A 14,435-nucleotide genomic window follows, 5' to 3' on the forward strand; every position below is an offset into this window, starting at 1 on the left:
CTGGCGTACGGTGACGCCCGTGTCACGTGATGACGTCACAATCGGCATCGACGTCGGGAGCACCGCGGTCAAGGCGGTGGCCGCGGACGCCGACGGCCGGGTGACCGCACGGGCGCGCATCCCGCACCGGTTGCTGGTGCCGGCCCCGAACCGGCTCGAGCACGACGCCGGCGAGGCGTGGCGGCGCGGGCCGGTCGCGGCCCTGAACGAGCTGGATCGTCCAGACGCGAAAGCGGTGGCCGTCTCGGCGATGGTGCCCTCCCTGACCGCCGTCGACGCCGCGGGTGAGCCGATGACGGCGGGGTTGCTGTACGGCGACGAACGTGGCCGCGCGCCCCAACAGCAGGCCCAGCCGCTGCCGGCGCTCGGCGAGGCCGCCGAGTTCCTGCGCTGGACCGCGGCGCAGGCGCCGGACGCGGCCGGGTACTGGCCGGCGCCGGCCGTGGCCAACCACGCGCTGGCGGGCGAGGCGGTGATCGACTTCGCCACCGCCGCGACCGCGTACCCGCTGTTCGACGGGACGGGCTGGGACCCCGAGGCGTGCGCCGAACGCGGCGCGCGGCCCGATCAGATGCCGCGCGTGGAGAGCATGGGGGCCGCGGTGGGGCAGGTGCACGGCGGCGGCGCCGCGCTGGGGATCGGCGCGATCGACGCGCTGTGCGAGCAGATGGTGGCCGGTGCCGACCGCGACGGCGACGTGCTGGTGCTGTGCGGCACCACGTTGATCGTGTGGACGACCATCCCCGAGGCCCGGCAGGTGCCCGGCCTGTGGACCATCCCCCACACGGCCGCGGGCAAGAGCCAGATCGGCGGGGCCAGCAACGCCGGCGGGCTGTTCCTCGGCTGGGTGGACCGGGTGCTCGCACCCGGCGATCCCGCGGACGCGCGGCCCGGTGGGGTGCCGGTCTGGTCGCCCTACATCCGTGGCGAGCGCACCCCGTTCCACGACCCGGGTCGCCGGGCCGTGCTCGACGCCCTGGACCTGACCCACGACGCGGCCGCGCTGCGCCGGGCCGCCTACGAGGCGTCCGGCTTCGTCGTCCGCCAGCTCATCGAGCTGAGCGGGGCGCCGGTCGCGCGCGTCGTCGCCACCGGCGGCGGCACCCGGGTCGAGCCGTGGATGCAGGCCATCGCCGATGCCACCGGGCGGCCGGTCGAGGTGTCCGCGGTACCCGAGGGCGCGGCGCTCGGCGCGGCCTTCCTCGCGCGCATGGCGGCCGGCCTGGAAACGTCGATCGCCGACGCCGCCCGCTGGGCCCGCACCGCACGCGTCGTCGAACCCGACCCCGCCTGGGCCGCCGCGGTCGACGACCGCTACCGGCGGTTCCTCGAATTGGGAACCCGCCGATGTGGCGCGCTACCACCGGCGGCGTTCTAGGCTGGTGCAATGACCGACCACGACCGCAAAGCCGCCCGTCGCGAGATCGCCGATGCCCTGCTGAAAGCCCTTGAACGGCGGCACGAGATCGCCGATGTCGTGGTGGAATCCGAGAACAAGGCGGCCGCGGTCGAGGCGATCGTCCGCCTGCTCGACACCTCCCACGTGGCGGCCGAGGCCGTGATGGGGATGTCGTTCGATCAGCTCACCATCGACTCGCGCCGCAAGATCCTCGCCGAACTCGAGGACCTCAACAAGCAGCTCAGCTTCACCCTGGGCGAGCGCCCGGCCAGTTCGGGGGAGACCCTGGAGCTGCGGCCCTTCTCCGCCGAGAGGGACCGCGACATCTTCGCCGCCCGCACCGAGGACATGGGTGCCGCCGGCGACGGCTCCGGCGGGCCGGCCGGCAACCTCGACGACGAGATCGGCGCGGCGCTGGGGCGCCTCGACGACGAGGAGGCCGCCTGGTTCGTGGCCGTCGACTCGGGCGAGAAGGTCGGCATGGTGTTCGGTGAGCTGCTCGGCGGCGAGGTGAACGTGCGGATCTGGATTCACCCCGAGCACCGCAAGAAGGGCTACGGCACGGCCGCGCTGCGCAAGTCGCGCACCGAGATGGCCTGGTGCTTCCCCGCCGTGCCGATGGTGGTGCGCGCGCCGGCCGCCAGGCCCGCCTAGCCGGAAAAGGCCGGTGGCCACCGGCACGAATCTTCCGCGGCTGCCTCCCGAACCGCGCCGCGGCGCTTCACAGCAAATCTCAAGCTGACTGTAACGATCCATTCATAAAATCCGCGTTACTCGCGTGTTGAATACTCAGTACTCTCTGGCCGAGAGCGAACGCGTCCGTTGACCTGGAAAACGAGGATTCCATGGACTTTGCGTTATTACCGCCGGAGGTCAATTCCGCTCTGATGTATGCGGGTCCCGGAGCCGCTCCGATGCTGGCCGCCGCAGCCGGATGGGACGCGGTGGCCGCCAGCCTGGAATCCGCCGCCGGGGGCTATTCGTCGGCGGTCGCGGGGCTGAGCGGCCTCGTGTGGTCAGGCCCGTCGTCGATGCTGATGACGGCCGCGGTGACCCCGTACGTGGCCTGGTTGCAGGCGGGTGCCGCTCAGGCCGCGCAGACCGCCGAACAGGCCTATGTCGCGGCGGCCGCTTACGAGGCGGCGTTCGCGATGACGGTGCCGCCGCCGGTGATCGCGGCCAACCGCGCACAGTTGATGGCGTTGGTCGCGACCAACTTCTTCGGGCAGAACACGCCGGCGATCATGGCGACCGAGGCGCAGTACGCGGAGATGTGGACACAAGACGCCACCGCGATGTACGGCTACGCGGCCGCATCCTCGGCCGCGAGCGCACTGGCCCCCTTCACCGAACCGCCGCAGACCACCAACTCCTCCGCGCAGGCCGATCAGGCCCGCGCGCTGACCCAGGCCGCCGGCAACGCCACCAGCGCCCGCACCCAGTCTTTGGTTCAGCTGGCCTCGACCAACACCACCCAGCACGCTGCGGCGACCACCGGTGGGGTCGACCCGCCCCTGCCGCCCGGCACCAGCGCCAACATCGCACCCGGCGGCGCCACCGTCCACGTGGGCGTCACCGTCACCGTCAGCAACGGCTATCCTGTCGACTTCGTGAGCGGCACCAGCGCCACCAACCAGACCACCGTTTACATCCCCAGCGGGACCGCCACGTACGTGCTGAGCGACGGCACCGTGGGCACCCTCCAGGCGGGCCACGATGCCCTTCCGCTGAACACCTCGGGCAGCATCCTCAGTGGCACTTTTCAATACACCGGCGCGGGCGTGGGAGGCCACCTGTCCATCCCGGGCGGCTCTGTCACCGGCACCCCCGGCACCGTCGGCGGCTACGTGACCGAAAACGCCGCCGGCCTCGTCACCGACCTGAACCTGTCCTCCGGGAGTCAGACATTTTTCACCACCGGCCCAACCGTCGTCACCCCCGTCACGCCCACCTCGTCGACCCCGTTGGCGGCGGCGCCCGCGGCGAGCGCACCGGGCCTGGCGGGCAACGCGGGGATCCAACCCCAACTCAACGCCGAGGCGCTGGCGGAATGGGCGCGCACCTTGTCCGGCGGTGAACTCGCTACGGACCTGGTCGCGGCTCCCTGAGAACGGAGCGAACGTGATGGGCGGTGCGGCGGCGGGCGGGGCGAACGCCCCGGTGCCGCGATCGCTGCACGACTTTTCCAGTGTTCGGGTGGCGTCCGCCGGGTTGGGCGAGGCGGCTTCGCTCGGGTCGTTGTCGGTTCCGCGCAACTGGTCGGGGCCTCGTGAGCCCGAACCGACTCCGGCTGACGGCGTCGCCACCGGCCCCAGCTTCGCCGTGCCCTCGGCGCGCGGGTTCGAGCGCGGGCTGATGTCGATGATGACGGGGCGCCGCCCCGCCGTGCGGGCGACGGATCGCGACGAACGCGACGAGGACGCCTAGCTCAGCGTCGCGGTCACGGCGACGATGTTGCGCAACTGGGACGTCTCGTCGTCCGGGAAGACCAGGCCGTAGTCGGCGAAGTACTCCCGCCGTTCCCGGGTGGTCACCTGCCAGCCCCGGCCGGTCAGGTAGTCCACGACATTGCTGCGCTCGCCGTCGAAGAACAGTCCGGACAGGTCGATGTCGCAACCCAGGTTGGCCCATCGCTGGTTGAACTGCTTCGCGCGTTCGCTCATCGTCCGGCCGGCGTCACCGTGGAATTCGGTGGCCAGCTTGCTCCCGGGCGCGCTGAGCTCGGTGATGTTGTCGAACAGCCGGTCCTGGGCCTGCGGCGGCAGGTACATCAACAGGCCCTCGGCGCTCCAGGACGTCGGCCGCCGGGGGTCAAAGCCGCTGCGCCGCAAGGCTTCCGGCCAGTCATCGCGCAGGTCGACGCTGACCGTCCGCCGGTCCGCGGTGGGCGTGGCGCCGAGCCCCGCCATGGCGGCGGACTTGAAGTCGACCACCTTGGGCTGGTCGACCTCGTAGACGACGCTGCCGGGCGGCCAGCTCAACCGGTACGCGCGGGCGTCCAGGCCGGCGGCGAGGATCACCGACTGGCGGACGCCGTCGCGGGCGGCGTTGAGGAAGAAGTCGTCGAAGAAGCGGGTGCGCACCGCGATCGAATCGGTCTCGAGCTGTAGGTCCCGTTCGCCGTCCTGGGCGTCGGCTCGATCCAGTTCGCCGTCGACCAGGCGGCGGAAGAATTCCAGCCCCACGGCGCGCACCAGCGGCGCCGCGAACGGGTCGTCGATGATCGGGTCGGCGCCCTCGCTGGCCAGGGCGCGCGCCGCGGCGACCATCGTTGCCGTGGCGCCGACGCTGGAGGCCAGGTCCCAGCTGTCTTGGTCCGTGCGTGTCATGGTGCTCCCATTTACTTAGCAAATGCAACGAATCAAGAGCACTCTACGCTCCACGGCTTGCCGCTTCCTGTGCTTTCCCGGGTCTCAAATGGGCTGGGGCCGACGGCCGTGGACGGACTTGCCCAGATCAGCTGTTAGTCTCGTACACGGTTTGACGCGCTTAGATTGGGTCGGCCGTACGTCCTGGCCTGCGGGTGTTGGGCGCGTGATGCAAGAGACCCCCCGGGCTGCGCAGGAGGAAGAGTGCTTTCGGCTTTCATCTCATCGCTGCGGACAGTCGACCTGAGACGGAAGATCCTCTTCACGCTGGGCATCGTCGTTCTCTATCGGCTGGGCGCGGCTCTGCCGTCCCCCGGCGTCAATTTCCCCAACGTCCAGCAATGCATCAAGGAGGCCAGCGGCGGCGCCGCGGGGCAGATCTATTCGCTGATCAACCTGTTCTCCGGCGGTGCCCTGCTGAAACTGACGGTGTTCGCGGTCGGGGTGATGCCCTACATCACCGCCAGCATCATCGTGCAGCTGCTCACCGTGGTCATCCCTCGGTTCGAGGAACTGCGCAAGGAGGGCCAGTCCGGCCAGGCCAAGATGACGCAGTACACCCGCTACCTGGCGATCGCGCTGGCGATCCTGCAGGCGACCAGCATCGTGGCGCTGGCGGCCAACGGCGGGCTGCTGCAGGGCTGCTCGCTGGACATCATCGCCGACCAGAGCATCTTCACGCTGGTCGTCATCGTGATGGTGATGACGGCCGGTGCGGCGCTGGTGATGTGGATGGGTGAGCTGATCACCGAGCGGGGCATCGGCAACGGCATGTCGCTGCTGATCTTCGTCGGCATCGCGGCCCGAATCCCGTCCGAGGGCAAGACCATCCTGGACAGCCGCGGCGGGGCCATCTTCGCCGCCGTCTGCGTCGCCGCCCTGGTCATCATCGTCGGCGTGGTGTTCGTCGAGCAGGGGCAGCGCCGCATCCCGGTGCAGTACGCCAAGCGCATGGTGGGCCGGCGCATGTACGGCGGAACGTCGACCTACCTACCGCTCAAGGTCAACCAGGCCGGCGTCATCCCGGTCATCTTCGCGTCGTCGCTCATCTACATCCCGCACCTGATCACGCAGCTGATCCGCAGCGGCAGTGGCGGGGTGGGCAACAGCTGGTGGGACAAGTTCGTCGGCAGTTACCTGTCCGACCCCAGCGACCCGATCTACATCGGCATCTACTTCGGGCTGATCATCTTCTTCACGTACTTCTATGTGTCCATCACGTTCAACCCCGACGAGCGTGCCGACGAGATGAAGAAGTTCGGCGGGTTCATCCCCGGCATCCGGCCGGGCAAGCCCACCGCCGACTATCTGCGTTATGTGCTGAGCCGGATTACCCTGCCGGGCTCGATCTACCTCGGCGCCATTTCGGTGCTGCCGAATCTGTTCCTGCAAATCGGCAATGGCGGAGCGGTCCAGAATTTGCCGTTCGGCGGTACCGCGGTTTTGATCATGATTGGCGTCGGCTTGGATACGGTCAAGCAGATCGAGAGCCAGCTCATGCAGCGCAACTATGAAGGGTTCCTCAAGTGAGAGTCGTTTTGCTGGGGCCGCCGGGGGCGGGCAAGGGGACGCAGGCCCAGAAGCTCTCCGAAAAGCTCGGGATCCCGCACATCTCCACCGGAGAGCTGTTCCGCAGCAATATCGAGAACGGCACCAAACTCGGCCTGGAGGCCAAGCGCTACCTGGACGCCGGCGACCTGGTGCCCTCCGAGCTGACCAACCAGCTCGTCGACGACCGGCTGAGCGATGCCGATGCGGCCAACGGCTTCATCCTGGACGGGTTTCCGCGGTCCACCGAACAGGCCAAGGCGCTGCACGCCATGCTCGAACGCCGCGGCACCGACATCGACGCGGTGCTGGAGTTCCGCGTCTCGCAGGAGGAGTTGCTGCAACGGTTGAAGTCCCGTGGCCGCGCCGACGACACCGACGACGTCATCCTGAACCGGATGAAGGTCTACCGGGACGAGACCGCGCCGCTGCTGGAGTATTACCGCGACGAACTCAAGACGGTCGACGCCATCGGCACGATGGACGAGGTGTTCGCCCGCGCCCTGCAAGCGCTGGGCAAGTAACCGTGAGACCGCTGGCGCGGCTGCGGAGTCGCAAGGTCGTGCCGCAGCGCACCCGCGACGAACTCGACGCGATGGCCGCGGCGGGGGCGGTGGTCGCGGCCGCGCTGCAGGCGGTGCGGGCGGCCGCGGTTGCCGGGGTGTCGACCCTGGGCCTCGACCACATCGCCGAGTCGGTGATCCGGGAGGCGGGCGCGATACCGTCGTTCCTCGGCTACCACGGCTATCCCGCGTCGATCTGCGCGTCGGTCAACGAGCGGGTCGTGCACGGGATCCCTTCGGCCGCCGAGATCCTGGCGCCCGGCGACCTGGTCTCCATCGACTGCGGGGCGGTGCTGGACGGTTGGCACGGTGACGCCGCCGTCACGTTCGGCGTCGGCACCCTCGGCGCGGCCGATCAGGCGCTGTGCGACGCCACCAGGGAATCGCTGGAGGCCGGGATCGCGGCGATGGTGCCGGGCAACCGGCTGACCGACGTCTCGCACGCCATCGAAACGGGCACGCGGGCGGCCGGGGAACGGCACGGGCGGGCGTTCGGGATCGTGGAGGGCTACGGCGGCCACGGCATCGGGCGGCACATGCACATGGACCCCTTCCTGCCGAACGAGGGCTCACCCGGGCGCGGCCCGCTGCTGGCGCCCGGGTCGGTGCTGGCCATCGAACCGATGCTGACGCTGGGGACGGGCAAGACCGTGGTGCTCGACGACGAATGGACCGTGACCACCTCCGACGGGTCCCGCGCGGCACACTGGGAACACACCGTGGCGGTCACCGACGCGGGGCCGCGCATCCTGACGCTGGCCTAGCTGAACTGGCAATTGAACCGAGCCGCGGTTCGCCTCGTTTCAGTAGTCGGAGGTGATCGAGTGGCGCGTGTGGCTGGCAACGCGGCTGCCGAAGCCGCTCTGATGAAGGCGCTCTACGACGAGCACGCGGCGGTGTTGTGGCGGTACGCGCTCCGGTTGACCGGGGACGCGAGCCAGTCCGAGGACGTCGTGCAGGAGACGTTGCTACGGGCCTGGCAACACCCCGAGGTCGTCGGGGACACGGAGCGCTCGGCGCGGGCGTGGCTGTTCACCGTTGCCCGCAACATGATCATCGACGACCGGCGCAGCGCGCGGTTCCGCAACGTCGTCGGTTCGACGGACGAGGCGGGCGCGCCCGAACGGTCGACGCCGGACGAGGTCAACGCGGCGCTGGACAAGCTGCTGATCGCCGACGCGATGGTGCAACTGTCCGCGGAGCATCGGGCCGTGATCGAGCGGTCCTACTACCGCGGATGGACCACCGCGCAGATCGCCGCGGACCTCGGGATCGCCGAGGGGACGGTGAAGTCGCGATTACACTACGCCGTGCGGGCGTTGCGGCTCACTCTGCAGGAACTCGGGGTCACCCGCTGAGGGCCTCCGAATGCTTGAAGGGTCAGAGAAATGGATGAGATGAAGACGCCGCTACGGGGGCTCGGCCCCCCGGACGATCCCTACGTGATGTGGGACGCCGCATATGTGCTCGGCTCGTTGTCCGCCGCCGAGCGGCGCGAATTCGAGGCGCACCTGGCGCACTGCCCGGCCTGCCGCGAGGCGGTCGCCGACCTCAGTGGCGTGCCAGCCCTGCTGTCCCAGCTCGGCCCGGACGAAGTGGCGGCGATCAACGACGCCGGTCCCCGGTCGGTGACGCCGGAGCTCTCGCCCGAGCTGCTGACGTCGTTGCTGGCGAAGGTGAGCTGGCGCCGGCGCCGCACGCGGATCGTCACGTGGGTGGCGTCGGCGGCCGCGGCGGTGGTGCTGGCGATCGGCGTGTTCGTCGGGGTGCAGGGGTATTCGTCCTCGTCCTCCTCGCAGCAGGTGACCGCGTCCGCGGCGCCGATGGCACAGGTGGGCACCACGCTGCTGACGTCGACGGTGCAGCTGTCCAGCCAGCACTGGGGGACCTCCATCAACCTGCGGTGCGTGTGCCTGGCGCCCTTGAATGCGCACCACGACACGTTGGCGATGGTGGTGGTGGGTCGCGACGGCAGCCAGACCCGGCTGGCGACCTGGGTCGCCGAACCCGGCCGCACCGCGACGCCCGCGGGCAGCATCTCGACACCCGTCGACCAGATCGCCGCCGTGCAGGTGGTCGCCGCCGAGAGCGGCCAGGTTCTGCTGCAGCACTCGATGTAGGGGGTTCGCCCCCGGGTCCCGAGTGCGGTATGAAGGGGCGTGCCCGCCTCACGACCGCCTAAGCGTGACCCGATCGCCGCGGCGCGCGCCAACTGGGAGCGCTCCGGCTGGTCCGACGTGGCGCAGGGCATGGTCGCGGTGACGTCGGTGATGCGCGCGCATCAGATCCTGCTGGCCCGCGTCGAGACGGCGCTACGCCCCTACGACCTGAGTTTCTCGCGGTACGAGTTGCTGCGGCTGCTGGCGTTCAGCCGGACGGGCGCGCTACCCATCACCAAGGCGTCCGACCGGTTGCAGGTCCACGTCACCAGCGTGACCCACGCGATCCGGCGGCTGGAGGCCGACGGACTGGTGCAGCGGGTGCCGCACCCCACCGACGGGCGCACCACGCTGGTGCAGATCACCGACCTGGGCCGCTCGACGGTCGAGGACGCCACGGTCACGCTCAACGAGCAGGTGTTCGCCGACATCGGGATGTCGGAAGCCGAAGCGGGGGCACTGGTTTCGTCGATCGAGACGCTGCGCCGCGACGCGGGCGATTTCTGAGGCTTAGCCTTCCCGCAGCATCTGGATGACCGCGCTGAAGTCCAGGGCGCCGTGGTCCTCGGCGAACTCGGCGTAGATCTCCGCGGCGTGGCGGCCCAGCGGCGCCGCCGAACCGGTGGCGGCCACCGCGTCCATGGCCAGGCCCAGGTCCTTGTTCATCAGCGCGGTCGCGAAACCGGGTTTGAAGTCGTTGTTGGCCGGCGATGTCGGCACGGGGCCCGGCACCGGGCAGTTGGTGTGCACCGCCCAGCAGTTGCCGGTCGCGCCGGTGATGACGTCGAAGAGGGATTGCGCCGACAGCCCGAGCTTCTCGGCCAGCACGAACGCCTCGCCGATCGCGATCTGCTGCACGGCCAGCACCATGTTGTTGCACACCTTGGCGGCCTGCCCGGCACCGGCCGCGCCGCAGTGAATCACCTTGCCCGCCATGGGTTCCAGCACCGGGCGGGCGCGCTCCAGGGCGTCGCCGTCGCCGCCCACCATGAACGCCAGCGTGCCGGCGACGGCGCCCTTGACCCCGCCGGACACCGGCGCGTCCAGCTGGGCCATGCCGTGTCCGCTGGCCAGCGCGTGCACCTCGCGGGCGTCGTTGACCGAGATCGTCGAGCTGTCGATGAACAGCGTGCCCGCCGTGGCGGCCGGCAGGATGTCGGCGTAGCAGCGCTTCACCAGCTCGCCGTTGGGCAGCATGGTGATCACCACGTCGGCGCCGGCCACCGCGTCGGCGGCGCTGCCGAATCCGGTGACACCGGTCTCGACCGCCGCGGACAACGCCGCCGGAACGGGATCGAATCCGCGCACAGCATGCTTCGCCGCGACGAGATTCGTTGCCATGGGCCCGCCCATGTGGCCCAGCCCAAGGAAGGCCACCGTCAGGTGCTCGGTCATGGTCGCCTTTCTACGCGCTCGCGCGCGCCCGCGAGGCCTCGGCCCGCCCGATGACCACCCGCATGATCTCGTTGGTCCCTTCCAGGATGCGATGCACCCGCAGATCGCGAACGATCTTCTCGAGACCATACTCGCGCAGGTAGCCGTAACCGCCGTGCAACTGCAGGGCCTTGTCGGCGACGTCGAAGCAGGTGTCGGTGACGTAGCGCTTGCCCATCGCGCACAACTCGACCTTGTCCGGGTCGTCGTTGTCCAGCGCATCCGCGGCCCGCCACAACATCATTCGCGACGTTTCCAGCCCGGTCGCCATGTCGGCGAGGGTGAACCGGACGGTGGGCTCGTCGAGCAGGGGCTTGCCGAAGGCCTCGCGCTCCCGCACGTAGGCGCCCGCCTTGTCGAACGCGGACTGGGCGCCGCCGAGTGAGCACGCCGCGATGTTGAGCCGGCCGCCGTTGAGGCCGTTCATCGCGATGCCGAAACCGGCGCCCTCGCCGTCCGCGCCGCCCAGCATCGCCTCGGCGGGCACCCGCACGCCGTCGAGGATGACCTGCGCGGTGGGCTGGGCGTGCCAGCCCATCTTCTCCTCCGGCGCGCCGAAACTGAGCCCGGCAGAACCCTTTTCGACGACGAAGGCCGAGATGCCGCGCGGCCCGTCGCCGCCGGTCCGGGCCATCACCACGTACGCGTCCGAGGCCCCGGCGCCGGAGATGAACTGCTTGACGCCGGTGAGCACGTAGTCTGCATTTTTTCCCGGGCCCTCCCGGACGGCGCGGGTGCTCAGGGCGCTGGCGTCCGAACCGGCACCCGGCTCGGTGAGGCAGTAGCTGGCGATGACGTCCATCCCGGCCAGCCGTGGCACCCACTCCTTGCGCTGTTCGGCGGTGCCGAACGTGTCGATCATCCACGCGCACATGTTGTGGATGGACAGAAACGCCGCGATGGTCGGGCACGCGGTGGCAAGCTGCTCGAAGATGCGGACCCCGTCGAGGCGGCGCAGCCCGCTGCCGCCGACGTCCTCCCGGCAGTAGATCGCCGCCATGCCGAGCTCGGCGGACTCGCGCAGCACATCCGTCGGGAAGTGCTTGGCCGCGTCCCATTCCAGGCTGTGCGGGGCGATTCGCTTGGCCGCGAAGGCGGCCGCCGTCTCGGTGATGACCCGCTCGTCGTCGTTGAGGGTGAACATTTACCTAATCCATTGTGGGAATCACGAATTCGGCACCGTCCTTGATGCCGGAGGGCCACCGCGACGTGACGGTCTTGGTCTTGGTGTAGAACAGGATCGAGTGCGGCCCGTGCTGGTTGAGGTCGCCGAAGCCGGAGCGCTTCCAGCCGCCGAACGTGTGGTAGGACACCGGGACCGGGATCGGAACGTTGACGCCGACCATGCCCACCTGCACCCGGGAGACGAAGTCGCGGGCGGCGTCGCCGTCGCGGGTGAAGATCGCCACGCCGTTGCCGTACTCGTGCTCCGACGGCAGGGACAGGGCCTCTTCGTAATCGTGGGCGCGCACGATGCACAGCACCGGACCGAAGATCTCGTCGGTGTAGATCGACATGTCCGGGGTGACGTGGTCGAACAGCGTCGGGCCGATGAAGAATCCGCCTTCGAGGTTGGCGTCGCCGAAGGTGAGGTCGTCGCTGGCGCGCTCGCGGCCGTCGATCACCAGTTCGGCGCCGGCCTCGACGCCCTGGCCGATGTAGTTGCGCACCCGCGCCAGGGCGGCCTCGGTGACCAGCGGGCCGTAGTCGGCCTTCGGGTCGAGGCTGTGGCCCACGCGCAGGTTGTTGATCCGGTCGATGAGCCTGGCGCGCAGCCGATTTGCGGTCTGCTCGCCGACCGGCACTGCGACGCTGATCGCCATGCAGCGTTCGCCGGCGCTGCCGTACCCGGCGCCGATCAAGGCGTCGACGGCCTGGTCGAGGTCCGCGTCGGGCATCACGATCATGTGGTTCTTGGCGCCGCCGAAGCACTGCGACCGCTTGCCGGTGGCCGCGGCCGTCGCGTAGATGTACTGGGCGATGTCGGAGCTGCCGACGAAGCCGACCGCCTGGATGTCGGGGTGATGCAGGATCGTGTCGACGGCCTCCTTGTCGCCGTGCACCACCTGGAACACGCCGGGCGGCAGGCCGGCCTCCACGAAGAGCTCGGCCAGCCGCACCGGAACCGACGGGTCGCGCTCGCTGGGCTTGAGGACGAACGCGTTGCCGCACGCCAGGGCGGGCCCGGCCTTCCACAGCGGGATCATGGCCGGGAAGTTGAACGGGGTGATGCCCGCTACCACGCCCAGCGGCTGGCGCAGCGAGTAGACGTCGATCCCCGGCCCGGCGCCCTCGGTGTATTCGCCCTTGAGCAGGTGGGGAATCCCGATGGCGAACTCGATGACCTCGATGCCGCGTTGGACGTCGCCGCGCGAGTCGGCCACCGTCTTGCCGTGCTCGAGCGACAGCAGCTCGGCGAGCTCGTCCATGTGCTCGTTGACCAGCTCGATGAAGCGCATCATCACCCGGGCGCGGCGCTGCGGATTCCATGCCGCCCAACCCTTTTGGGCCTCGGCGGCCGAGGCCACCGCGGCGTCGATGTCGGCCTTGCCCGCCATCGGCACCCGCGACTGCACCTCGCCGGTGCTGGGGTTGAAGACGTCGGCGGTGCGGGTGGACCGGCCGGCGGTGCGCTGCCCGTCGATGAAGTGGGGGATCTGTGTGGTCATGGTGTCCTCGGGTTCCTACGCGCGTGAGGGGCGGATACTTGGATATCCTAGTAACCGTCGCCGGGCGTCGCAAGGACACCGGCGTCAACCCGGGTAGCCGCCGGCCTCCAGGTCCTCCAACAGGCTCGGATGGGTGGGCTGCCAGCCGAACCGCTGCCGGGTCAGCTCGCTGGTGGCCGGCTGGTCCAGGGCGAATACTGCCCCGAGAAAACCGAAATCCTCCGCGGGGACCGATGCGGTGGGGAGATCGAGCCGGCGGCCGATGACCTCGGCGAGCGCACGCATCGGATCACCCTCGTCGGCGACGGCGTGCGCCACCGTGCCGGGCTCCGCCCCCTCGAGGGCCAGGCGGAACAGCCGGGCGGCGTCGAGGACGTGCACGGCCGGCCAGCGCTGACTGCCGTCGCCGACGTAACCGGAGACCCCCGCGCGCCGAGCGGCCTCGACCAGCAGGGACGCGAATCCGCACGGGCCGGCGGCCCGGTGCACGGATCGCGGGAGGCGGACCACCGCCGAGCGGACGTCCTCGGCGGCCAGCCGTAGGGCGGTGTGCGCATTGCGGCCACGTCCGCCGATGGGCCCCTCGGTCGGCGCCGCATCGCGTTCGGTGGCGGGGCGTCCCGGGATGACCGGCGTCCCCGAGGCCATGACAAACGGCTTGCCGCTCCCGGCGAGGGCGGCGCCGAAAGCGTGGACGGCGCGGGCCTCCTGGGCGACCGCCTTCTCGAAGTCGTCGAAGTGCAGGAAGGCGAGATGGATCACGCCATCGCAGTCCACGGCCCCCTTGCTGAGGCTCTCGCGGTCGTCGAGATCGCCGCGCAACACGTCGGCCTGACCAAGAGCACCTTCTTCCGGTACTTCCCCGACAAGCGGGAGGTGCTGGCGGCGGGCCAGGAAACCCTGTCGCGGCTCCTGGTGGACGGCATCTCGTCGGCGCCGGCGGACGCCACTCCGCTCGCCGCGGTCGCCACCGGGCTCGAGCGCGCCGCCGGTTCGATGACGCCGTTCAATCGCGAGCTCGCTCCCCGGTTGAAGGCGGTCGTCGCCACCAGCACCGAACTGCAGGAGCGCGACGCGCTCAAACAGGTCGGCCTCGCCGCGGACATGGCGGACGCGCTGCGCGCTCGGGGGGTGGCGGACCGGGCGGCGACGCTGGCGGCCGAAATGGGCGGCCTCGCGTTCAAGGAGGCATTCGCCGCGTGGCTTGCCGCGGATGACGAGCAAGACCTGGGCGAATTGGCGCGCAAAGCCCTGGACGACCTTCGCGCGGCGGCCGCCGACATCGGCTGAGCGCG

The 14,435-nt window shown here is 70.1% G+C and carries 16 protein-coding genes; 11 read left to right on the plus strand and 5 right to left on the minus strand.

The features are described from left to right. Positions 1 to 19 precede the first annotated feature (19 nt). From HMPREF0591_RS07505 to HMPREF0591_RS07520, 4 genes are all read left to right on the plus strand, one after another. The gene (locus tag HMPREF0591_RS07505) at positions 20 to 1,378 is read left to right on the plus strand and encodes a xylulokinase (protein WP_007167866.1); all 1,359 of its coding nucleotides are present in this window, start codon (positions 20 to 22) and stop codon (positions 1,376 to 1,378) included. A 9-nt stretch (positions 1,379 to 1,387) separates the two neighbouring features. Beyond that, positions 1,388 to 2,053, plus strand: coding sequence for a GNAT family N-acetyltransferase (locus HMPREF0591_RS07510; protein ID WP_007167867.1), 666 nt, complete (start codon positions 1,388 to 1,390; stop codon positions 2,051 to 2,053). A gap of 191 nt (positions 2,054 to 2,244) precedes the next feature. Then, positions 2,245 to 3,507, plus strand: a complete 1,263-nt coding sequence (locus tag HMPREF0591_RS34385; protein ID WP_007167868.1) for a PPE family protein — start codon at positions 2,245 to 2,247, stop codon at positions 3,505 to 3,507. Positions 3,508 to 3,523: 16 nt separating this feature from the next. Beyond that, entirely contained in the window at positions 3,524 to 3,826 is a 303-nt protein-coding gene (locus HMPREF0591_RS07520) for a PPE family protein, SVP subgroup (protein ID WP_007167869.1), read from the plus strand. Here HMPREF0591_RS07520 and HMPREF0591_RS07525 read toward each other — a convergent pair. Beyond that, positions 3,823 to 4,728 (minus strand): class I SAM-dependent methyltransferase, encoded by a 906-nt coding sequence (locus HMPREF0591_RS07525; RefSeq protein WP_007167870.1) that lies wholly within the window; start codon positions 4,726 to 4,728, stop codon positions 3,823 to 3,825. The genes HMPREF0591_RS07520 and HMPREF0591_RS07525 overlap by 4 nt on opposite strands. 243 nt (positions 4,729 to 4,971) lie before the next feature. Between HMPREF0591_RS07525 and secY the strand changes: the two genes are divergently transcribed. From secY to HMPREF0591_RS07555, 6 genes are read left to right on the plus strand one after another with little or no spacing between them, the layout of a single operon-like run. After that, on the plus strand, positions 4,972 to 6,297 hold the full coding sequence (secY, locus tag HMPREF0591_RS07530; RefSeq protein ID WP_007167871.1) for a preprotein translocase subunit SecY: 1,326 nt from the start codon (positions 4,972 to 4,974) through the stop codon (positions 6,295 to 6,297). Then, positions 6,294 to 6,839: an adenylate kinase gene (locus tag HMPREF0591_RS07535; protein ID WP_007167872.1), complete on the plus strand. Its 546-nt coding sequence runs from the start codon at positions 6,294 to 6,296 to the stop codon at positions 6,837 to 6,839. Before secY ends, HMPREF0591_RS07535 begins: the two co-directional genes overlap by 4 nt. Before the next feature lie 2 nt (positions 6,840 to 6,841). Then, the gene (gene map / locus HMPREF0591_RS07540; protein ID WP_007167873.1) at positions 6,842 to 7,642 is read left to right on the plus strand and encodes a type I methionyl aminopeptidase; all 801 of its coding nucleotides are present in this window, start codon (positions 6,842 to 6,844) and stop codon (positions 7,640 to 7,642) included. Positions 7,643 to 7,702: 60 nt separating this feature from the next. After that, on the plus strand, positions 7,703 to 8,236 hold the full coding sequence (locus tag HMPREF0591_RS07545; protein WP_007167874.1) for a sigma-70 family RNA polymerase sigma factor: 534 nt from the start codon (positions 7,703 to 7,705) through the stop codon (positions 8,234 to 8,236). 39 nt (positions 8,237 to 8,275) lie between these two features. After that, a complete protein-coding gene (locus tag HMPREF0591_RS07550) occupies positions 8,276 to 8,998 on the plus strand; it encodes an anti-sigma factor family protein (RefSeq protein WP_085981579.1) in 723 nt (240 codons plus the stop codon). Between the two features lie 39 nt (positions 8,999 to 9,037). Next, complete coding sequence (locus HMPREF0591_RS07555) at positions 9,038 to 9,544, plus strand: MarR family transcriptional regulator (protein ID WP_007167876.1); 507 nt, start codon at positions 9,038 to 9,040, stop codon at positions 9,542 to 9,544. A 3-nt stretch (positions 9,545 to 9,547) separates the two neighbouring features. Here HMPREF0591_RS07555 and mmsB read toward each other — a convergent pair whose 3' ends face one another. The 4 genes from mmsB to HMPREF0591_RS07575 all read right to left on the minus strand — a co-directional run bounded on the left by mmsB (position 9,548) and on the right by HMPREF0591_RS07575 (position 13,902). Next, positions 9,548 to 10,432: a 3-hydroxyisobutyrate dehydrogenase gene (gene mmsB / locus HMPREF0591_RS07560; protein WP_007167877.1), complete on the minus strand. Its 885-nt coding sequence runs from the start codon at positions 10,430 to 10,432 to the stop codon at positions 9,548 to 9,550. Positions 10,433 to 10,442: 10 nt separating this feature from the next. Next, complete coding sequence (locus HMPREF0591_RS07565) at positions 10,443 to 11,615, minus strand: acyl-CoA dehydrogenase family protein (protein ID WP_007167878.1); 1,173 nt, start codon at positions 11,613 to 11,615, stop codon at positions 10,443 to 10,445. 4 nt (positions 11,616 to 11,619) lie between these two features. Further along, positions 11,620 to 13,140 (minus strand): CoA-acylating methylmalonate-semialdehyde dehydrogenase, encoded by a 1,521-nt coding sequence (locus HMPREF0591_RS07570; protein WP_007167879.1) that lies wholly within the window; start codon positions 13,138 to 13,140, stop codon positions 11,620 to 11,622. 84 nt (positions 13,141 to 13,224) lie between these two features. Beyond that, positions 13,225 to 13,902 (minus strand): Rossmann-fold NAD(P)-binding domain-containing protein, encoded by a 678-nt coding sequence (locus HMPREF0591_RS07575; protein WP_007167880.1) that lies wholly within the window; start codon positions 13,900 to 13,902, stop codon positions 13,225 to 13,227. On the opposite strand from HMPREF0591_RS07575, the gene HMPREF0591_RS07580 reads away from it, so the two are divergent. Further along, a complete protein-coding gene (locus tag HMPREF0591_RS07580) occupies positions 13,894 to 14,430 on the plus strand; it encodes a hypothetical protein (protein ID WP_007167881.1) in 537 nt (178 codons plus the stop codon). The genes HMPREF0591_RS07575 and HMPREF0591_RS07580 overlap by 9 nt on opposite strands. The last annotated feature ends 5 nt before the right edge of the window (positions 14,431 to 14,435 follow it).

The sequence above is a fragment of the Mycobacterium parascrofulaceum ATCC BAA-614 genome (assembly GCF_000164135.1).
Classification (GTDB): domain Bacteria; phylum Actinomycetota; class Actinomycetes; order Mycobacteriales; family Mycobacteriaceae; genus Mycobacterium; species Mycobacterium parascrofulaceum.